At 47.1% G+C, this 21,809-nt stretch carries 17 protein-coding genes; 10 read left to right on the top strand and 7 right to left on the bottom strand.

Annotated features, from left to right (window positions below; all coding sequences use genetic code 11):
* Positions 1-77: 77 nt before the first annotated feature.
* From BQ5375_RS03475 to lepA, 3 genes are all read left to right on the top strand, one after another.
* On the top strand, positions 78-911 hold the full coding sequence (locus BQ5375_RS03475; RefSeq protein ID WP_022131409.1) for a glycosyltransferase family 8 protein: 834 nt from the start codon (positions 78-80) through the stop codon (positions 909-911).
* Positions 912-989: 78 nt separating this feature from the next.
* Positions 990-1,298, top strand: a complete 309-nt coding sequence (locus tag BQ5375_RS03470; protein WP_022131410.1) for a hypothetical protein — start codon at positions 990-992, stop codon at positions 1,296-1,298.
* 173 nt (positions 1,299-1,471) lie between these two features.
* A complete protein-coding gene (lepA, locus tag BQ5375_RS03465; RefSeq protein ID WP_022131411.1) occupies positions 1,472-3,283 on the top strand; it encodes a translation elongation factor 4 in 1,812 nt (603 codons plus the stop codon).
* A gap of 412 nt (positions 3,284-3,695) precedes the next feature.
* On the opposite strand, the gene BQ5375_RS03460 is transcribed toward lepA, so the two are convergent.
* Together BQ5375_RS03460 and BQ5375_RS03455 are read right to left on the bottom strand one after the other, a co-directional pair.
* Complete coding sequence (locus tag BQ5375_RS03460) at positions 3,696-4,319, bottom strand: HAD family hydrolase (RefSeq protein ID WP_022132019.1); 624 nt, start codon at positions 4,317-4,319, stop codon at positions 3,696-3,698.
* Between the two features lie 66 nt (positions 4,320-4,385).
* Complete coding sequence (locus BQ5375_RS03455; RefSeq protein WP_022132020.1) at positions 4,386-4,955, bottom strand: DUF4358 domain-containing protein; 570 nt, start codon at positions 4,953-4,955, stop codon at positions 4,386-4,388.
* Positions 4,956-5,246: 291 nt separating this feature from the next.
* Between BQ5375_RS03455 and BQ5375_RS03450 the strand changes: the two genes are divergently transcribed.
* Both BQ5375_RS03450 and BQ5375_RS03445 read left to right on the top strand, forming a co-directional pair.
* Complete coding sequence (locus BQ5375_RS03450) at positions 5,247-5,849, top strand: nuclease-related domain-containing protein (protein WP_022132021.1); 603 nt, start codon at positions 5,247-5,249, stop codon at positions 5,847-5,849.
* A gap of 545 nt (positions 5,850-6,394) precedes the next feature.
* Positions 6,395-8,737 (top strand): anaerobic ribonucleoside triphosphate reductase, encoded by a 2,343-nt coding sequence (locus tag BQ5375_RS03445; RefSeq protein ID WP_022132022.1) that lies wholly within the window; start codon positions 6,395-6,397, stop codon positions 8,735-8,737.
* A 44-nt stretch (positions 8,738-8,781) separates the two neighbouring features.
* Here the strand turns inward: BQ5375_RS03445 and BQ5375_RS03440 are convergent, their stop codons facing one another.
* A complete protein-coding gene (locus BQ5375_RS03440; RefSeq protein WP_022132023.1) occupies positions 8,782-8,979 on the bottom strand; it encodes a hypothetical protein in 198 nt (65 codons plus the stop codon).
* Between the two features lie 429 nt (positions 8,980-9,408).
* Between BQ5375_RS03440 and BQ5375_RS03435 the strand changes: the two genes are divergently transcribed.
* Positions 9,409-11,229, top strand: coding sequence for an LTA synthase family protein (locus tag BQ5375_RS03435; RefSeq protein ID WP_022133385.1), 1,821 nt, complete (start codon positions 9,409-9,411; stop codon positions 11,227-11,229).
* Between the two features lie 46 nt (positions 11,230-11,275).
* Here the strand turns inward: BQ5375_RS03435 and BQ5375_RS03430 are convergent, their stop codons facing one another.
* A complete protein-coding gene (locus tag BQ5375_RS03430; protein ID WP_022133384.1) occupies positions 11,276-12,637 on the bottom strand; it encodes an MATE family efflux transporter in 1,362 nt (453 codons plus the stop codon).
* 195 nt (positions 12,638-12,832) lie between these two features.
* Entirely contained in the window at positions 12,833-14,545 is a 1,713-nt protein-coding gene (locus BQ5375_RS03425) for a phospho-sugar mutase (RefSeq protein WP_022133383.1), read from the bottom strand.
* A 322-nt stretch (positions 14,546-14,867) separates the two neighbouring features.
* On the opposite strand from BQ5375_RS03425, the gene fba reads away from it, so the two are divergent.
* From fba to BQ5375_RS14105, 4 genes are all read left to right on the top strand, one after another.
* Positions 14,868-15,731: a class II fructose-1,6-bisphosphate aldolase gene (fba, locus tag BQ5375_RS03420; RefSeq protein ID WP_022133382.1), complete on the top strand. Its 864-nt coding sequence runs from the start codon at positions 14,868-14,870 to the stop codon at positions 15,729-15,731.
* A 708-nt stretch (positions 15,732-16,439) separates the two neighbouring features.
* The gene (locus BQ5375_RS03410; protein ID WP_076917575.1) at positions 16,440-17,204 is read left to right on the top strand and encodes a ClpP family protease; all 765 of its coding nucleotides are present in this window, start codon (positions 16,440-16,442) and stop codon (positions 17,202-17,204) included.
* Positions 17,201-17,473, top strand: coding sequence for a hypothetical protein (locus BQ5375_RS03405; protein WP_022133380.1), 273 nt, complete (start codon positions 17,201-17,203; stop codon positions 17,471-17,473). The genes BQ5375_RS03410 and BQ5375_RS03405 overlap by 4 nt, the downstream gene beginning before the upstream one ends.
* A 52-nt stretch (positions 17,474-17,525) precedes the next feature.
* Positions 17,526-20,681 (top strand): FtsK/SpoIIIE family DNA translocase, encoded by a 3,156-nt coding sequence (locus BQ5375_RS14105; protein ID WP_235849973.1) that lies wholly within the window; start codon positions 17,526-17,528, stop codon positions 20,679-20,681.
* A 33-nt stretch (positions 20,682-20,714) separates the two neighbouring features.
* On the opposite strand, the gene BQ5375_RS03395 is transcribed toward BQ5375_RS14105, so the two are convergent.
* Together BQ5375_RS03395 and BQ5375_RS03390 are read right to left on the bottom strand one after the other, a co-directional pair.
* The gene (locus tag BQ5375_RS03395; protein ID WP_022133378.1) at positions 20,715-21,194 is read right to left on the bottom strand and encodes a hypothetical protein; all 480 of its coding nucleotides are present in this window, start codon (positions 21,192-21,194) and stop codon (positions 20,715-20,717) included.
* A 1-nt stretch (position 21,195) separates the two neighbouring features.
* Entirely contained in the window at positions 21,196-21,798 is a 603-nt protein-coding gene (locus BQ5375_RS03390) for a hypothetical protein (protein WP_022133377.1), read from the bottom strand.
* Between the last annotated feature and the right edge of the window lie 11 nt (positions 21,799-21,809).

Here is a 21,809-nt window from a genome sequence, read left to right as displayed (position 1 = left end):
ATTTCCCTTTTGTTCCCCAGCTTTTCACAGAAATGCATTCACGGGAAATCACTATCTTATCGTCTAGGAGAGTTTTTATGTCAAACATTTTTCACTACAACATTCTGGTCACCCTTGACCGCAACTACCTCAAGGTTTTAAGTGTCATGCTCTATTCGCTGTCCCAGTCCGATCCGGACGCAGTTTTTACTGTCTATGTCGCAAACAACAGTCTGACCGAGGATGATTTTTCCTCTCTGCGCACCCTCATCCCCCGTACCGAGTTTGTGGACGTCCGCGTCTGTGATAAACTTCTTTTGGGTGCGCCGATCTCCGACCGTTACCCGAAGGAAATGTACTTCAGACTCTTTGCTGCACAGTATCTGCCGCAAGAACTGGACCGCATCCTCTATCTTGACCCGGACCTTGTTATCCTCAACGATCTGCGCGGGCTTTATTCCATCGACTTTCAAAATCATCTGTTTGCCGCTTCCTCCCACATCGAAAGCACCTTTTTTAAGAACTTTAACCGTCACCGCCTCCATCTTTCCAAAGAAGCCCGCTATATCAATTCCGGTGTCATGATGCTCAATCTCTCCTTGTTGCGAAAAGAGCAGCACCCGCAGGAAATCTATGATTTTATCAACGAACACAAAACCTCTCTGCTGCTCCCGGATCAGGACATTCTCAATGCCCTGTACGCTGACCGCACCATCTTTTTGGACCCCCTGATCTATAATCTTGGAGAAAAATATCTGCGGCTAAAAAATCTGCACCTTCCAAAGGAAGAGAAACTTGGAATCGACTGGGTCCGCAATCACACTGCCGTTGTGCACTACTATGGAAGAAACAAGCCTTGGAAAGAAGGTTATCACGGAAAACTCGGCATTTTCTATCAGGAATTTCTCCACGATATGGAAAGCTTTTCTTAAAAATCTGCTGTCCTATCTAGCCTGTACAGAAAACTTTATGGTATCATAAAAGAAACTTCTGTCAGGAGGGATTCTCAAATGAAAACTGCCAAAACAAATTGGATTGGAACTATCCTCAGCTGTCTGTGTGATATAGCAGGATTTGTCACCATCACCTATCTTTTGGGCTGTGCTGACTTTTCCTTTTCCAAAAGTCCTGTTTCCATTCTGCTGTTTGCAGCAAACTGCTGGCTCTATTCCCTGTTCTGGCAAAATCTCCGCCGCTACCTTTCAAGAGGAGCTGCTATCCTCGTTACCATTCTGGTTTTTAGCTGTGTTGCAGCGCTTTTATACTTCGTCGGATTTTTGCCGTTTGGGACCGAGCCCGTGCGCCTGCCTCTTTTCTGATTCCTCTTGCCCTGAGGGCGGTAGCTGTGATACAATTTTTCAAAAGAAAAGCAACTTTTTTGGCTTCTTCCCCCCTTTTCTCACATGCAGAATTTATGGTATAATAAGTTGTTATGCGGGATTTCCCGATTTTTTGGTAAGTAACTTTTTTTATAATAGAAAGGTGAGATTTCATGGCAGACAAGCGGCAGGACCACATTCGAAATTTCTGCATCATTGCCCACATTGACCACGGCAAGTCGACCCTTGCCGACCGAATTTTGGAAAAGACACAGGCGATCTCCCTGCGTGAAATGGAAGATCAGCTTCTGGACAACATGGACCTGGAACGGGAACGCGGCATCACCATCAAAGCCCGCGCCGTTAAGGTTGAATACAAAGCAAAAGATGGGGACACCTATGAATTTAACCTCATCGACACCCCTGGACATGTCGACTTTAACTACGAGGTATCCCGTTCTCTGGCTGCCTGCGAAGGTGCGCTGCTGGTTGTGGATGCTTCCCAGGGTATTGAAGCACAGACTCTGGCAAACACCTATCTTGCCATCGAGCATGACCTGGAGGTTGTTCCGGTAGTCAACAAGATTGACCTGCCAAGCGCAAACCCAGAGATGGTCTGCCACGAGATCGAGGACATCATCGGTATCCCTGCACTGGATGCTCCGCGCATTTCCGCTAAAACCGGTCTTAATGTAGAGGAAGTTCTGGAACGCATCGTAACCGATATTCCTGCTCCAAAAGGCGACCCGAATGCTCCGCTTCAGGCGTTGATTTTTGACTCCTACTATGACAGCTACAAGGGCGTTATCGTTTATATCCGTGTGATGGAAGGTACTGTAAAACCGGGCGACGACATCCTGATGATGGCGACTGGCGCACAGTTCCACATCGTGGAAGTCGGCTATATGGGCGCGACCAACCTGGTTCCAACCAGCGGACTGTCTGCTGGCGAGGTAGGCTACATCACCGCCAGCATCAAGAGCGTACGCGATACCGTTGTCGGCGACACTGTTACCCATGTGGACGCTCCTGCGGAAAAACCGCTTGCCGGTTACCGTCAGGTAAACCCGATGGTATTCTGTGGTATCTATCCTTCGGATGGTGCAAAATATCCGGATCTGCGCGATGCTCTGGAAAAATTGCAGCTCAATGACGCATCCCTTTCCTTCGAGCCGGAGACCTCCAAAGCACTGGGCTTTGGTTTCCGCTGCGGATTTTTGGGACTTCTGCACATGGAGATCATTCAGGAGCGTCTGGAACGTGAGTTTAACCTTGACCTGATTACCACTGCACCGAGCGTTATCTATAAACTGAACATGACCGACGGCACCACCATGATGATCGACAACCCGACAAACTACCCTGACCCATCCGACATTGAGTCTGCGGAGGAGCCGTATGTCAAGGCGAGCATCTTCTCCCCTTCCGCATACATCGGTACCATCATGGAACTGTGTCAGGAACGCCGCGGCATTTACAAGGACACCAAGTATTTGGATACTGACCGTGTCGAGATCCACTACGAGCTGCCGCTCAACGAGATTGTCTATGACTTCTTTGATGCACTCAAATCCCGCACCAAAGGTTATGCTTCGTTTGACTACGAGTTGTCCGGTTACAAGACCTCTAAGCTGGTTAAGCTGGACATCATGATTAGCGGCGATGTTGTCGATGCTCTTTCCTTCATCGTTCATGCTGACCGCGCATATTCCCGCGCACGCAAGATGGCAGAAAAGCTCAAGGAGAACATCCCACGTCAGATGTTTGAGGTACCGATTCAGGCAGCTATCGGCGGCAAGATCATCGCCCGTGAAACGGTTAAGGCGTTCCGCAAAGACGTTCTTGCAAAATGTTACGGCGGTGACATCACCCGTAAGAAGAAACTGCTGGAGAAACAGAAGGAAGGTAAACGCCGTATGCGTCAGCTTGGTTCTGTTGAGGTTCCACAGGAAGCATTCATGGCTGTTCTCAAGCTCGACGAGTAGGCAGACTGAGCCCTGTACTTTCTGAGAAAGTACCAAAGCTGTATCGCGCTTCGGCTTTGCGTATTGCTTTGGATTCAGCACGCGGCGCTCGCGTTATCACACTCGCTCGTTTGGCGAAATCGAAAAGTTTTTGGTTGAGCTTTTTTCAAAAAGCTCACAGATTCCAAAGACAGCGTCTTTGGTCGCACTCCGCAGAGTGCGAAACACCTTTATCATTCAGGCGCTTATTGGGAGAGCTCGAGAACCTTTTTGCAAGAGAAAAGGTTCTCGAAAACCGATTGTAAATAGTAGCTATCCCCGAAAAGTTCCCAGTGGGAAGTTTTCGGCAGTACTAACTTGAAGTTGCTTCTCCTTATGTCGCCAAAACAAACAAAGAAACAAAAAGGTCGATGCTTAAAAGCATCGACCTTTTTTATACTCCAAACAGAGCCGCGATCTGTTCTATCCTATCCACCACTGTATCTGCCTGCTCCCATTGACTGGTCGGAGAAGTATACGCGCTCAATCCCTGCCTGACCCAAATGGTCTTAAAGCCCAGCTTTTTTGCCGGCGCAATGTCATTATCCAGCCTGTCTCCAATCATGACACAGCGCTCTGCCGGACAATCTGCTCTTTGCAGGGCAGCCTCGAAAATGCGCAGGTCTGGTTTTGCAATACCTTCCTGGTCAGAAGTAACAATCAGAGAAAACTCCTGCAAAATCCCCCATTGTTCCAAGCGCTTATATGCACCGGGCAGTTGATTTGCAATAATTCCCAACCGATACCGACCTTTCAGCCTGTTTAAGCATTCTTTTACCCCTGCATACAGCACCTCATCTTCCGAGTGCCACTCCGGTTTTGCAAGGTTATAAAAAGCAAATGCCTCCTTGTCTCCCTTTTTGTTCTGCTGGTAGTACGAAATCATCGTTTGATAAAACTGTTCTTCTCCAATATCGGTTCCTTGAATAGCATCCCTTACCCGATGACGAAATGCCTGCTGTTCATCCACCAAAGTAGAGCCCATATCAAAAAAGATCCATAGAATATCCGAAAACACAGTTGCTCTTCTCCCTCCATTCCTGTTCCATACACAAAAGAGGAAGGTCACCCTTCCTCTTTTTCACTATGACAGATTCAGTTTTTCCGGGATATAACGTTCGACAATTCGTCTTGCCGAATCGTTGTCCTCCAGCATCAGCATAACCACATATCCGCCTCGTTCAAAGATGACTGCATTTTCTGCAATTGCTGAAGAATTGTAGACATCGTAATTGACAAATTCCCGAATCCGGTCGTCTTTGCGCTCCCGCAGTGCTGCCAAAACGTTCTCATGGTGAGAGTTTCCGTTCTCATCTTCCCCATCTTTTGGAAGGATGATATAAACATCATCTGCACCAAAGTCCATTTCCACATAGCGCACATAGGCTTTTTCCACATCATCCAGATTTAATCCCACCACAGATTCCAGCTGTTCCTCGGTTGGTTCCACCAGCCCGATGCGCTTACCCAGATCAGAATAGATCTGCTCCAGTGCCTTCTGGGGATTTGCCTGTGCTTTGCGGGTCTCAATTGCCTCCTGCGTCTCCTCTTCGTCTGGAAGGGTGGTATCCAGTGCTTCACAGCCCGAAAAAATCCCTGTACATAGCACTGCCGCCATCAAAAGGCTGACCGCTTTTTTATAAAAACGCTTCATTCGTTTGTGTTTCCACCTTTCTGTTTTTGCAGGACCCAAAATGTCCTCCATCCTGTCAAAAGGGCTTGTCTGTTAAAAAAATCCTATCTTCAAATTATAATGGATATCGTAAAACTGTCAAGCGCTCTGACCCTGCTCTGCCTTTTTCTTTGCCAAAAGTTTACACTCTGTCCGACAATGCAGGGGGAAATTTCCCGTTTTCTCTTTACGGTTTTGTTCTCTTATGATACAATAGTTCTATTCTCCTCACCATTTTGCTGAGGATCATTTTTTCGAAGAAGGGACTTTGTTATGAACAACTCTGTTATCATCCTCATCGCTGTTGTCGCATTTTGTGCCGCAGTTTTTATCGCATGGTATCTGATGAAAAATCTCCGCTTTACCAAAGGGAACTATGGAAAGCAGACCGTAAAATCCATCCTCAAACGCTTTGCATTTCCTAGAAAATATAAGGTACTGGAAAACGTTTCGATGGAGCTGGACGGCAAAACACAGACCATCGATTTTGTTATGGTAGGCGAATTCGGACTGCTGTTTGTTTCTGCTTTGCAGGGCAAGGGCGATTTTTATGGTGACTTTACTGAGGAATACTGGTCCTTTGTGGATAACGAAAAGAAGGTTCGCTTCTTAAACCCAGTTAAGGAAATGGACAAAAAGCTCGATATGTTCCGCAGACTGATGGCGAAAAAGAAGGTATATAACCTTAAGATTGAATCGGCTGTTGTTATTGTCGGCTCCAAGGCAGACGCTCCAATGTACTTAAGCCATGTTGGCAAGGAAAACATCGTCATGACGGTAAACCAGTTTAAGAAATTGCTGGAAAAAGAAAAATTTGAGCAGGACAACAACATTGACGTTGCTGCAGTTACCGATGTTCTTTCCAATCTTCACTAATTTACTGCATCTTTTCAGGGCTCCCTTACTTAGGGAGCCTTTTCTTTTTGCAAAATTTCGGCAGATTGTCTATTGCTTTTTCAAATTCTTTTTGTCTTTTATGTTTTCATTCCTCTGCGGATAATCCTTTCCCATTCTTACCCTGTTTTCCTTTTATCATTCTTCTTTGCCGCGCGCCCGTTTTCTTTTCCCTGCTTTGATTTGCTTAAAAAATGAAGGTTGTCAAGTCGTTTTTTAACTTTCCGGAAATCTGCCTAAAAAATACGCAGGATATTCTACGAATATCCTACCATTTTTTACTTCTTTTCTGACAGGATTTCTATATCTGGTGTCTATCAGTCCATTTTAAAATTTAGTATACTGTATCTTGTGATATACTCGGAGTAAACAACAAAAATTCGTGGGTTTTGCTAATTGACGAAAATTTCACTACCCGATACAATAGTGAGGATAAAATAATCTGCTGCAAGAATATGTGCGCACAGAAAGCTCTGTCGTACACTATTCTTTTTTTATGGGATAGATTACATCAAAGGAGAATTTCTATGTTTACCACCATCATTAAGCGAGATGGCCGCACTGCGGCTTACGACGTCGAGAAGATCGCCAACGCGATTTTCCGCGCAGCAACTTCGGTCGGAGGAAAGGACTATCAGACCGCTTATCATCTTGCTTTGCAGGTGGGCCAGCGTCTGGAGGAAAAATATGCTCCGTCACAGTCTCTGACTGTATCACCTACGGTGGAACAGATTCAAGACATGGTGGAAAAGGTGCTGATCGAAAATGGTCACTCCCGCACTGCCAAAGAATACATCCTCTACCGCGCACAGCGTACCCGCGTGCGTGAGATGAACACCAAGCTGATGAAGGTTTACGAAGATCTCACCTTCAAAAGTGCTGCGGAAAACGACATCAAGCGTGAAAATGCCAATATCGACGGCAACACTGCCATGGGAACTATGCTCAAATATGGCTCTGAAGGTGCCAAGGCATTTTACGAGATGTTTGTACTCGACCCGGAACACGCCCGCGCTCACGACTGCGGCGACATCCATATCCACGACCTCGACTTTTTCTCCCTGACCACCACCTGCTGTCAGATTGACCTAACCCGATTGTTTGCCGGTGGCTTTAACTGCGGCTACGGTTATCTGCGGGAACCGGAGGACATTGCAGATTATGCTGCTCTGGCTTATACCGCTATTCAGGCAAACCAGAATGACCAGCATGGTGGACAGAGTGTACCGAAATTTGATTTTGATATGGCCCCCGGTGTGCGCAAAACCTACCAGAAGCATTATCGCCGCTGTCTGTGCAACGCCTGTGAGCTTCTGTGCGGACTGGAAAACAGCTCAGAAGCCCTCTCTCCGGTCTTTGCCGCTCTGGAAGAAAAACAGCTTGTGCCAACTCTCGAATCAAACGAAAGCTACACTGCCGCGGAACGGGAAGCTTTACAGGCTCTTCTGGGCTGTCCGGAAGCACAGATTATTTCTGCTCAACAGTTTGCTGCAAAACACGCCTACACCGAAACCGAGTGTGCGACCTATCAGGCAATGCAGACCCTGATTGATGACCTTAACACTATGCATTCCCGCGCAGGAGCACAGACTCCGTTCAGCTCCTTAAACTACGGCACCGACACCTCTCCAGAGGGCAGAATGGTCATCAAAAACATGCTGCTGGCAGAACAGGCCGGCTTGGGTCACGGCGAAACCCCGATCTTCCCAATCCATATTTTCAAGGTAAAGGAAGGGGTAAACTTTAATCCAGGTGATCCAAACTACGATCTGTTCCGTCTTGCCTGCAAGGTATCGGCAAAACGTCTTTTCCCAAACTTTTCCTTCCTGGATGCACCGTTTAACCTCCAGTACTACAAGGAGGGTCATCCGGAAACCGAGGTTGCCTATATGGGCTGCCGCACCCGCGTTGCTGCAAATGTTTATGACCCGACCCGGGAAATTACCACCGGACGCGGAAATCTTTCCTACACCTCGATCAATCTGCCGCGCCTTGCCATCCTGTCCAACAAAAACATCGACCTGTTCTTTGACCTGCTCGATCGAAAAATCGATCTTGTCATCCAGCAGCTTCTGGACCGTTTCCGCATTCAGGGACAGAAGAAGGTGCTCAACTTCCCATTCCTGATGGGACAGGGAGTATGGCTAGACTCGGAAAAACTCGGTCCGAACGATGAGATTGCCGAAGTATTAAAGCACGGTACCCTCACCATCGGTTTTATCGGACTTGCCGAAACACTCACTGCTTTGATTGGTCAGCACCACGGACAGAGCGAATACGCGCAGAATCTGGGATTGGAGATCATCGGCCATATGCGCGCCAGAATGGATGCAGAAAGCGAAAAGAGAAAGCTCAACTTCTCGCTCATCGCCACCCCGGCAGAAGGCTTGTCCGGACGATTTGTCAAAATCGACCGCGAGCGTTTTGGTGTGATTCCTGGCGTCACCGACCGCGACTACTACACCAACTCCTTCCATATTCCAGTCTACTTTGACATCAACGCCTTTGATAAAATCCGTCTGGAGGCACCGTATCATGCTCTCACCAATGGCGGACACATCACCTATGTGGAATTGGACGGCGACCCGCTCCAGAACGTGGACGCTTTTGAACAGCTCATCCGCTGCATGAAAGAATCCGGCATCGGTTACGGCTCGATCAATCATCCGGTCGACCGCGACCCAGTCTGCGGCTATACCGGCATCATTGGAGACGAGTGCCCACACTGCCACCGCAAAGAAACGGAAGATCAGCCAATCGAGCGTATCCGCCGCATCACCGGCTATCTGGTCGGTTCGCTCGAGCATTTTAACGATGCAAAACGCGCGGAGGAACGTGACAGGGTAAAACACGGGCTTTCCAAAGCTTAATAAGAGAACAAAAAGGACTGCGAACAGTTGTTCGCAGTCCTTTTTCATTTTTCCGTTTTTCCTACATTCTCTTCCTGCTCCATACTGTTTATGGCATACTCAATTGCCTGCACAATCCACTCATTTCTGGATATTCCAATCTTCTTTGCACTCTTTGTGATCTCACAAAGATTCTTTTTATCCATACGAAGGCTAACCAGCACTCTTTTTTCTGGTTTTGGTATTCTGAAAACTGTTCCCATCTTCTCATCTCCCTTTGTTTGAGTATACTTTCTTCTGCTTTTCTTGGTATACGCACCTGCGTAATTTACGCAATTTTTACTCATTTTTGACTTGTTTTTGACATTTATCCCGTTTTATACTATAATTCATTTTGCGTCTTTGGGTAGAGGTCAACCGCTCAAAAATTACTATGCAAATCCAAAGACTCCGTCTTTGCGCACTGACGTGCGGCAGCCTCTGACCAACATCCTGCCCCGAACGTTTTTCTCTTTTTATTTATGTGTCACAGGGGCATTTCCCACAGCACATCTTGTGCTGTTTACCCCCATGAGCTTTTGTGTACGAAAAGCCAGTTGAAAACAAGTTTTCAACTACAAAAAACTTCTGTTCGCCTTCGGCGCAAAGACAGATCGTTTATCCAAATGACAACTACAAAGGAACGTGCTATTATGAATCCAGTTAAAACCTTTCTCAAAAAGCACCTCTCCCGCGATGAGGTCTTTTTGAGCATCCTCCTGCTGGTCACCCCACTGACCGCCTTTTACCTCATGCAGTTTGCCTACAGCGGCGGACTCCCTTGGGAATATTCCCTCAATGTCCTGCTGGCAAACTATCTGTGCATCGGTGTGGTTCACTTTACCCTCTGCGCTGTCACAAACTATATCGTGGTCTGCTCCATCCTCACTCACATCCTGTGCTGTATCTGGGGTATTGCAAACCACTATGTTTCGCTGTTTCGCGGCACACCGATTCTCCCTTGGGATTTCACCGCTCTGGGAACCGCTGCTGCTGTTGCAGACAGCTACCAGTTCTCCCTCAACATCCCGATGGCAATTTCCATCCTGTTGATTGCGGCAATGATCTTCCTGCTGCGCAAAAAGCTCAAAACAGGACGCTTCCGTCCATCCAAAAATCGTCTGCGTCTGCGCGTCACCTACCTTTGTGCGATTCTGCTCTGTGCCTACCCGGTTTTGCAGCCAAACGCGCTGGGCTATCTCGGCATTGAAACTGATGTCTGGGATCAGTCCAAATCCTACTCGCAGGATGGCGCTTTAGCAGTATTCCTGCGCAACACCCAGTTTATGTCGGTAGAAGAGCCAAAAGACAGCTCCGAAGAGAACCTCAACCGCATCGTTTCGGGTGTCACCGATCACACTCCGGCGGTTTCCACTGATACCCGCCCCAACATCGTTGCTATCATGAACGAGTCCTGGGCAGACTTTGAAGATTTCGGCAATCTCTCCTTAAGCGAGAGCGTCACTGACTACATAAACTCACTGGACAACTGTATTCAGGGTCACAGCTATACCTCCGTTTTTGGAGCAGGAACCAGCGCCAGCGAATTTGAATTCCTGACCGGAAACTCGATGGCATTTCTGCCGTCGGGCAGCATCCCTTACCAGCAGTATGTGCTGGAGCCTACCGCTTCGCTTGCCTCCCTGCTCAAAGAAAATGGCTATCGCACCCTTGCCATCCATCCAGGCGAACGAACCTCCTGGCAGCGCAATCAGGCATATCCGCTGCTGGGATTCGACCAGTTTAAATGTGTAGAGGATATGGATGTTCCACTGACCGAGGAGCATGGCTATGTCAGCGACCAATCTTCCTTTAACCAGATCATCTACGAATTTGAGCATAAGTCTCCGGAAGAACGCCTGTTTTTGTTTAACGTCACCATCCAGAATCACGGCAGCTACACCGTAGGAAATTACCCTGCTGAGGTCACCCTCACCGATGAGCCCGGAAAATATCCGATGGCAGAACAGTACCTCACCCTCGCAAACAAGAGCGATGAAGCTTTCCAACTGCTTGTGGATTATTTCATCCATCAGGACGAGCCGACCATCATCCTGATGTTTGGTGACCACCAGCCTTCTGTCGAGCAGGAATTTCTGGACAAAGCCTATGGCGTCACCCAGGACAACATGACCATGGAGCAGTACATGGACAAATACAAGACCCCATTCCTCATCTGGGCAAACTACGACCTGCCTGATGACCAGATTCCAACCAGTAGCTTAAACTTCCTCGGCCAGTACCTGCTTTCCTATGCAGGAATCGAAGCTTCTACCTATGAAAATTATCTGACTGATTTCCAGCAGAAGCTTCCTGCCATGACCTTCGTCGGCTATGTCGATGCAAACGGCAAAGCATACAGTCATCTGGAAACCAATGACTACACCTCGATGATTGAGGACTACCGCACCTTTGCTTACGATAATCTGTTTGGCGGACAAACCCGCCACGCACAATATTATCAGGCACCATAAGATAACAAAAAAGCCCGGGAAAATTCCCGGGCTTTTTCTTTTTGAATTAAAGTGTAGCTTGTTCTGCTCTTGCAAAAGCTTTCTTGCGAACACAAAGATAACAGATAAAGTGAACTCCTGCCGTCAGAATCCAGGAAATCGGGTAGGAGATATACAGACATTCCAATGTTCGATCTAACTGGAAGATGGTGAAAATCCAGATTACGCGGAACAGGCATGCACCAGTCAGGGAAACCAGCATTGGCATGATGGAGTAGCCCAGACCACGAATACTGCCGACCATAACATCCATCAAACCACAAAGGAAATAGGTCGCACTAACAAAGCTCAGACGAATCAGTCCGTACTGAATAACCTGCGGATCGGAGGAGTAAATACCCAGCAGCTGATTTCCCAGGAAATATGCGCCATTTCCCAGTACCAGGCCAACCACTGCAACAACCAGCAGACATTCCATCAGAATCTTATCGACACGTTTAAACTGTTTTGCACCCATATTCTGGCTGGTAAAGCTCAGAGAGGTCTGGTATACTGCGTTCATTGCTGTGTATACAAAGCCCTCGATGTTGCTTGCTGCGGTATTTCCCGCCATAACTAGAGAGCCAAAGGAGTTGACCGAAGACTGAATCAACACGTTGGAGATGCTGAATACTGCACCCTGAAGTCCGGCAGGCAGACCGATACGGAGCATCGCTGCCAGTGTTTTGCCGTGAAACTGAAGATGTTTTAAGTCCAGATGACATGGTCCCTCCATCTTGATCAGACACAGCACAATCAGCACTGCAGATATTGCCTGGGAAATAATGGTTGCCAGTGCAACACCGGCAACACCCATCTTGAACACAATAACAAAAAACAGGTTCAAAACAACATTGACCACACCAGACAAGGTCAAAAAGTATAAAGGACGTTTGGTATCACCGATTGCACGAAGGATCGCTGCACCAAAGTTATACAGCATAAATGCCGGCATACCGACAAAGTAAATGCGCATATACAAAACCGAAAGATCAATAACGTCTTCCGGAGTTCCCATCAGTTCCAGAAGCGGTTTTGCAAGCAGAACACCCACGAAGATCAGGATAATACCACCGATAATTGCGGTCAAAATAGAGGTGTGAACTGCTTCATGAACGCCATCCACATCTCTTGCGCCATAAAAACGTGCAACCACAACGTTTGCACCGACCGAAATACCGATAAACAGGTTGATGATCAGGTTGATAAGCGCTGAGGTGGAACCAACCGCCGCCAGAGCTTCACTTCCTGTAAAACGTCCGACAACGATGATATCCGCTGCATTAAACAGCAGCTGCAAAATACCGGAAAGCATCAGCGGGATCGAAAACACCAAAATCTTGCTCAAAAGTGGTCCGCTGCACATGTCCATTTCATAAGACTTCTTCATAACACCCATCCTTTTCTAAAATTTTACTTTACCTTAACAAAGTCATATTTTTTATTATAGCAAGATGCGTATGAAATTCAAGTGTCCTGATGTATAAAAATTCGTCCCTCTTTTTTCTCATTTTCTGTTTTTCCTGTTTTGGGACAAAAAAGGCAAGGCACCCAAAGAGGATGCCCTGCCTTTATATTTTGGGGATTATGCCATCAAACCCTGTGCGCTGTGGAACAGGTTTTCTGCAATCAAATCGATCTGTGGCTTATCGTTTGTCACGATTGTCAGATATACTTTGATCTTTGGTTCAGTTCCGGACGGACGGATAATCACCTTCAGATTGTTCTCCAGATTGTATTCCAGTACGTTGGAAGTTGGCAGATCAATCTTGGTCTCACCGCCGGTACGGAAATCCTTTCTGATTGAAGTCTGGTAATCTGCACAGGAAAGCACCTCATATCCTGCAAAGGATGTTGGTGGATTGGAGCGCAGCTTTTTCATGATATTTGCCATCTTTTCCATACCATCAGTGCCTTCGAAGGTATAGCCTTTTACTCTTGCTGCATAAACGCCAAAGCGAGCAAAAATATCGTCCAGCGCGTCAATCAGGGTCTTGCCCTGTTTCTTGTAGTACTCTGCCATCTCGCAGATAATCATTGAGCCGTTTACTGCATCCTTATCGCGGACATGTGCGCCGGTCAGATAGCCGTAGCTTTCCTCAAAGCCCAGCAGGAAGCGGCTTTCCTCGCCCTGTTTCTGAAGCATGGTGACCTGCTCACCGATATACTTAAATCCAGTCAGGACGTTCACCATCTCGATACCGTAGCTCTTTGCAACCACATCAGCCAGTGGTGTGGATACGATGGATTTAACTGCAATCGGTTTCTTTGGCATGGTTCCATGTGCAATACGCTGTTTTGCAATATAGTCAAGCATCAGCACACCGATCTCATTTCCGGTTGGAAGCACATACTCTCCATGATGATTTACCGCAACACCAACGCGGTCTGCGTCCGGGTCAGTTGCCAGAACCAGGTCACCGTTTATCTTCTTGCACAGCTCAATACCAAGCTGCAAGGTTGCTTTTTCTTCCGGGTTTGGGTATGGACAGGTTGGGAATTTGCCATCTGGACGCTCCTGTTCCCGTACAACTGCGATATCTTCAATGCCCATCTTGCCCAAAATACGGCGAACCAGTTTATTTCCGGTACCGTTAAGCGGAGTGTATACTACCTTAAGGCTGCTCTCGGTTACCGGAGTTTTGTTGATTCTCAGGGAGAATACCTTGTGCAGATACTGGTCTACCAGTTCATCGGATATGTACTCGATCATACCGGTGCGCAGACCTTCATCCAGAGACATCTTCTTGACACCATCAAAAATATCACGTTTTGCTGCATATTCCAGCACCTTTGCAGCGGCTTCCGGATTCAGCTGGCAGCCTTCCTCGTCGTAAGCCTTGTAACCATTGTACTGAGATGGATTGTGGCTGGCAGTAATCACGATACCAGCACTGCATTTGAGCTGACGAACTGCAAACGAAAGGGTTGGAGTTGGCATCAGTTCTTTAAACAGATATGCCTTTACGCCATTTGCTGCAAAGACACGTGCGGTCACCCTTGCAAACAGATCACTTTTAATACGGCTGTCATAAGCAATCGCAACGGTTGGGTTTTCATACTGTTCGTTGATATAGTCAGCCATACCCTGAGTTGCCAGTGCGACTGTATAAATATTCATCCGGTTAGTTCCCACACCCAGAATACCGCGCAGACCTGCTGTTCCAAATTCCAGCATACGGATAAAGCGTTCTTTGATTTCCTGTTCGTTTCCCTCGATCTCAATCATTTCTGCGATCAGGTCCGGATCTTCCAGCTGTCTTTTTTTCCAAATTTCATAAGTTTCCAGATAGTTCACCGCAATCCACCCTTTCTAATCTTAATGGGAGTTTTAAGAATTTCCCTTTTTTTCAAAAACTATACAAAATTAATATACTCCATTCTTATTTTAAGCTTTTTTTACTGAAAAGTCAACAAAAAATCCGTCGAAAGGCTCCTCTGACATCGTAAATTTTTTTATGAATACGCTTTCCCAGTTCTGTTCTAAACAGCCATCAACCTGTGTGTTTACCAAAAGCAATTGATTTTCCTACTATAATTGTTTATAATAAAAGCACAAGGAATGGCGGTTTCCCGAAATTTCGGGAAACCAGGCTCTTCAAAATAAGGAGGAATTTCATATGTTAGTTTCTGCAAAAGAGATGCTGGACAAAGCAAAAGCCGGCAAATATGCGGTAGGTCACTTTAACATCAACAATCTCGAATGGACAAAAGCAATCCTGTTGACTGCACAGGAAAACAACTCCCCTGTTATCCTGGGTGTATCCGAAGGCGCAGGTAAATACATGGGCGGTATCAGCACTGTTGTCGGCATGGTTAACGGTATGCTCAAAGAGCTGAACATCACTGTTCCAGTTGCTCTGCATCTGGATCATGGTACCTATGAAGGTGCAAAAGAATGCATCGAAAAAGGTTTCTCCTCCGTTATGTTCGATGGTTCCAAATACGGCATTGAAGAAAATATCGAAAAAACAAAAGAAATCGTTGCTCTGGCTCATGCAAAAGGCATCTCTGTTGAAGCTGAGGTAGGCGCAATCGGCGGTGAAGAAGACGGCGTACTCGGCGGCGGCGAAATCGCTGATCCAAACGAATGCGCAAGCATCTGCGAACTGGGCGTTGATATGCTGGCTGCTGGTATCGGCAACATCCATGGCGTATATCCAGAAAACTGGGCTGGTCTGCGTCTGGACGTTCTGGCTAAGATCCAGGAAAAGACCGGTAAAATGCCACTGGTTCTGCATGGCGGAACAGGTATCCCGGATGAGATGGTAAAAGACGCTATCTCCAAGGGTGTTTCCAAGATCAACGTAAACACCGAATGCCAGATCGTATTTACTGAAGCTACTCGCAAATACTTCGAAGAAAATCTCGATCAGCAGAAGAAAGGCTTCGACCCAAGAAAAGTTCTCAAACCTGGTTTTGAAGCAATCAAAGCAAAAGTAAAAGAAAAAATGGAACTGTTCGGCTCCATCGACAAAGCTTAATCTACCTTTTCTTTGCTAAAAGAAAAGGTAGACCCAAAAGAAAAGTGTTCGCTTCGCACAGTTCTATCGCTGGTTTGTGCGATACGGCAAGTTTTCTTTCCTCTGCCTGCTCTTTGCTAAAAGAAAAGCCAGCTTGAAGCTAGACCTGGCTGAGCCTGGTCCCAATATCGCGCTTTGGTTTTGTGTAAGGCGATAGTTTCAGTACACGGCGCTCGCTCGTGTTAACACACTCGCTCTTTTGAGCAAGAGTAAAATTCGATTCTGTCGACAAAACCAAAAGAAAAGTGTTTGCTTCGCGATGGTTCCTAGTTACTCTCGTGCAGCTAAACAAAATTCTTTTCATTTTGCTCAATAAACAGAGCATCCTGCAAAATTGCGGGATGCTCTTTCTTTTTTATTTTTTTACAATCCTTGCTTGAGTCACTGCCTTTTTTTGTGCTATACTTTTTCTCTGATATCCAAAAACACTGGATGATCTTTTCCCTGTAAAACTCAAAGATTTCGGCAAAAATCTGTTCTTTCCCAGCAGAATCCATCCGCCTTTCTTCGGTTGCCTGCGCGATCAAATCACGCTATAATAAAGAGTAGGCAATCGGGTATATTCTGTTTTCTCATGCGCACACTAACTTTGAAAAACTATTTTCGGAGGTGTGACGCTTGGGTCAGAAAAATAAAAAAAGCCAAAGACAAAAAATCACCCTCATCGAGATGCCTTCCCCTGCTCAGCCTGCAAACGGCACCGAAGCTCCCGATGAAGAAACAGAAGAAAACGACCAGTCCGAACAGATTCTGCAAAGCGGTTCTGTTACCATGACAAAGGCAAAGCATGTGATCCACTGCCTGACCATTGTTGGTCAGATCGAGGGTCATTATATCCTTCCGCCGCAGAACAAAACCACAAAATATGAACATGTCATTCCACAGCTGGTGGCAATCGAACAGGACCCTTCCATCGAGGGACTGATGATTATTCTCAATACGGTCGGCGGTGATGTGGAAGCGGGACTTGCCATTGCTGAGCTGATTTCTGGGATGAAAAAGCCGACCGTTTCCTTGGTACTGGGCGGCGGTCATTCCATCGGTGTACCGCTTGCATGCAGTGCAAAACAATCCTTCATCGCCCCATCCGCTACCATGACCGTCCATCCGGTCCGCATGAATGGTTTGGTTTTAGGTGTTCCGCAGACCCTTTCTTACTTTGACCGGATGCAGGAACGAATTGTGCGCTTTGTCACTGAAAATTCCCAGATTTCTTCCAAGGATTTTCGCCAGCTGATGATGAATACCGGTGAGCTTGTGATGGATGTGGGCACTGTGCTTGACGGTGAAAAAGCGGTAGAAACCGGACTGATCGACCATCTGGGCGGTTTAAACGAAGCAATCGCCTGTCTTTATGAGATGATCGAAGGTTCTTCCAAGCCAAACGAAAAGTCCAAAACCCACTCCAAGGCAGGAGGGAAGAAGAAAAAATGATCCTTCACTCCATTGTGCCCGTTCCCATCATGCAGCAGATGTTTGCCGATCAGGCAGACCTTCCGCTCCCAAAAGCTCAGTCTGTGCTGAGTCTTTCCCCCACCAGCATGGTAGAAGGTGTCGCGCAGGGTGGTCAGTTTACCATAAACCGTATCCTTTCCACCAATCCAGGCGATTACCTCAAGCTGTCTCTTGGAGCAAATATCCCATATTCTTCCAACCAACAAGAAGGACAAAACTACCTCTTCCATTATCCCCATCTTCTTTGATTCTTCGCGGCATTTTGCCGCATTACATATTGATACAGACAGGAGGACACTCATGGCAACCAAGAAAACTTCCACCCGCAGCAAAGCAAAGACCAGCGCTGCGGCAAGCGAAAAAGAACGACAAAAACGGGAGCTTCATTCCCGTCAGCAATTCTGGGCAATTGTTGTGTTTGCTGTCGCCATCTTTATCATGGCAACCACCCTGATTGAGGGGCAGAATGTCTGGAACTGGATACATAACTTCTTTTTGGGTATGTTTGGCTGGAGTGCATATTTGATCGCTCCGCTTCTTTTCTATATCTCCATCATGACCACACTGGACAAGCCTATCGGTCTGGTCGGCCACAAGGTATGGCAGACCATGCTGCTCATCTGTTTGCTCAGCGGTGCCACTCAGGTGTTCGGCACCGGCATCCCGAACGGAAATCTGATTGAAAAGTTCCTTTTCCTGTTCCAAAACGGAATTGATGGGCATGGCGGCGGCGCTGTGTCTGGTATTTTCGGACTTCCGCTTCTGTACTGGTTTGGTTCTACCGGCGCCAAGGTCACCATGATTCTCCTGATCTTTGTGGTCATCATGGTACTTACCGGAGGCACCCTTATTGGTCTTTACCAGTCGGCTAAAAAACCGATGCAGAAGATGGAGGAAGTCTATGTTGCTCACTCCGAAATCCGAAATCAGCAGCGGCTGCTTCGACAGGAACAGATGGAATCGGAGGGAGAAACTTCCGGACGAAAACCTCACTTTAACATCAATATTCCCGTTGCCGACAAGGAACTTCCCGTTGACGAGGATGGCTATGACGATACTGCTCCACATGCTTCCAGCTTTTTTAATGCAAAGCAGAAAAAAGAAGAAGAACTCCAGCAGCTTCGCCAGGCACAGGAACAAACACAAAAGGATCGTGCTGCCTGGAAAGAAAAACTTTCTCTGGAACGCGCCCAGCAAAAGCAGCAGGAAATGGAGCGCGCCCAGCTGCTCTCGATGCCGCGCAATGAACGGGAAGCTTTGCTGGAAGAACAAAATGAGCAGGTGGATGATCTCTGGGACCCTTCTGCAATTTCGGATCAGGAGGATGAGCCGGTCACTTCTCCTTATCTGGACGATCTAATTCATCGTGTCACCTCCGGCGGAAAAACTACCCTTGCCCGGGAAGATCAGGATGTACTCAATACCTTAAAATCTAATATGGTTGATCCAAAGGTTCGTCCGGTTGTCGATTCATCAGATGCGCAAAAAGCAATGCGTATCTTTGAAGAAGAACTTGGCAATGTACAGCAAACCGGCCTTTCCTGGGAAGACACCCCTGATGAATCGGATGACTCAGAACTTGGTGACGATTTTATTTTGCCCGAAAACTTTACCTTTCATCTGCCGGATGAAGATACTTCGGATTATACTGCTCAAAACCATGTTGATACCGACCATGATGTATCAGAGCCAGAGTCTGCAGAACCGGCAGAATTCTTCCAGCCAGTTGTGGATGACCTTTCTCTGGATTTCCCTCAGCCGCAGCCAGAAGAAGCTGAGGAACCGGAAGATATTCCTGTTTTCCATACAGAAAATATCGACCTTACACCGCAGCCAAATACTCGCAAAGACTCTTCTCATGAGATCATCGAGGTTTCCCCTGACGAAATTCGTGCTCAGGGCATGGATTTACAGGGAGCTTCTCATTCGATGGATGCACCGGAACCAGAACCGGAAGAGCCGGAATATATCAAACCTCCAATTTCCATCTTAAATGAAGTGGACAAGCCGAGTGAGGAAAACCTTCAGGAAGAACTTCGTTCCAACGCAGAAAAACTGGTTTCCACCCTGCAAAGTTTCGGAGTTCAGACTAGGATTATCGACATTGCCCGCGGCCCGGCTGTTACACGGTACGAGCTTCAGCCTTCTGCTGGTGTGAAAATCAGCAAGATCACCAACCTTGCCGACGACATTGCGCTCAATCTTGCTGCTTCCGGTGTCCGCATCGAAGCTCCAATTCCAAACAAACCTGCCGTTGGCATTGAGGTTCCAAACAAGGTGGTCAGCACTGTCTCCATCCGCGAAATCATTGATTCTCCGGAATTTCAGCAGGCAAAAAGCCCTTTGGCTGTTGCTTTGGGGCGCGATATTGCCGGCAAAATCACGGTTGCCGATCTGGCAAAGATGCCGCATACTCTGATTGCCGGTTCCACCGGTTCCGGTAAATCGGTCTGCATCAACTCCCTGATTGTCAGCATTCTTTATCACTCCACCCCACAGGAAGTAAAACTGCTGCTCATCGACCCGAAAATGGTCGAGCTTGGCATTTATAACGGCATTCCACACCTGCTGATTCCAGTTGTCACCGACCCCAAAAAGGCCGCAGGTGCGCTCTCCTGGGCGGTAAATGAGATGCTCAACCGCTACCAGATGTTTAAGGATTACAGCGTGCGTGATATGGCAGGCTTTAACCGGGCTGCCGAGAAAAACGGACTTAAGCCAATGCCGCAGATCGTTATTATCATCGATGAGCTAGCTGACCTGATGATGGCAGCTCCAGGTGAAGTTGAAGATTCTATCTGCCGACTGGCGCAGATGGCTCGTGCTGCCGGAATGCACCTTGTTATCGCGACCCAGCGTCCATCTGTCGATGTCATCACCGGTGTTATCAAGGCAAATATTCCTTCCCGTATCGCCTTTGCTGTTTCCTCTCAAGTCGATTCGCGCACCATTCTGGATTCCAGCGGCGCTGAAAAACTGTTGGGACGCGGCGATATGCTCTTCTCTCCAATCGGTTCCTCCAAACCGACCCGTGTTCAGGGATGTTTTGTCACTGACGGTGAGGTAGAGCGCATCATTGAATTTATCAAGCAGTCTTCCCAGAAGATGACCTACGATGAACAGATCCTCGCCGAAATCGACCGACACGCTGTTTCGGATAATAAGAAAAAAGGCTCCAAGGATGATGGTGGTGGCTTTGAGGATGAAGACGAAATGCTCCCAAGTGCCATCGAGATTGTTGTGGAAACCGGACAGGCTTCCACCTCCATGCTGCAGAGAAAGCTCAAATTAGGCTATGCCCGTGCAGCCAGATTGATGGATGCCATGGAAGAAAAAGGCATCATTGGTCCGTTTGAAGGCAGCAAACCCAGACAGGTTCTAATCACCAAGGAACGCTGGATTGAAATGAAAATGATTGCAGCTGCCCGTGCAGAAGACAACCGAAGAAACTACTAAAAAAGGTCTGTGGCAAATTGCCACAGACCTTTTTTATGCCTTCTTTGGAAAAAGCCAGTAAATATAGGTACTGCCACTCTGATTGAGCATGCATTTTTTCCCATCCGGCGGATTAATACTAGTTTGCTGGACGATAAAACCGTTTTCTGTTGTGTACACTCCCTTACTGCATCCCTGCTGAGTGATGAATGCTGCATAAATCCCTGTTACACCTGCTGAAGCATGCAGCATTGAAATTGGCTCTTCCAGTGCAAAAATGATTCCAAACTCCACATTAAATCCGACATCAATTGTTCTAGGTGATTCTCCATTTCCCGTATAGGTTCCGATCACATAATTTGATTTCCCCAGCATCTGCCGTTCTTCTTCCGTGATATGAAGGCTTGACTGTACATGCTCCTGAAACTTCTGATCGAGCGTTTCGTTGTCAAAATTAAAATCGTCCATCTTGGGCTTATCGCTTCCCACAAACTTGTTAAGCCCCAGATAGTTGGTCTTATATGTGCTGGCCATTCTACTTTCCTCCTTTTTGCCATTCCTCTATTCCCATCATTTCAAGCTGTGACCAGCTTTTCTCCATCTGATCCAGCTGAGCAAAGCTTTTATCCAGCTGATCAAACTCTATAAAGCTAATGCCCCCTGTTACAAACTCTGCCAAAAGGTGTGCCGGCATCAGTGCCTGAAAGGCATCCTTTGCCTGATCCAGCGTCATGGAACTGTCCGCTATTTCCAACGCTGTCACCAGAATGCTTCCTTTTTCCGGCATTTCCTCCACCTTAGCCCTGATTCCCAGTGCGCTCAAAGATTGTTCAATCCCTTCCCGATGAAAATCACTGGGGCCAATTGCCATTTTACTCTGTACAATCTCTCTGCGCTTTTCTTCTGGAATTTGCTGTTTTACCGGAATCGCCAGCATCCTCTCGTACTGTGCCAAACGCTCCGGACTGCAGCTTGATACCACTGCATTTTTTCTCAGCCATTCTATCTCATCAAATAAAGGTTCCAGTACACGCAGATAACTCTCAATCTCACAACATACCAAAGACTGAGTTCCCTTTGACAGATCATAAATTCCCAAAGAGCGCATTCTCGAATAGAACAGCTCTCTCAAATTCATCCGCTTTTCCC

It is taken from the genome of Negativibacillus massiliensis (assembly GCF_900148495.1).
In the GTDB taxonomy this organism is placed as follows: domain Bacteria; phylum Bacillota; class Clostridia; order Oscillospirales; family Ruminococcaceae; genus Negativibacillus; species Negativibacillus massiliensis.
Note: the sequence above shows the minus strand (reverse complement) of the source record. Positions and strands in the feature narration are given on the sequence as shown.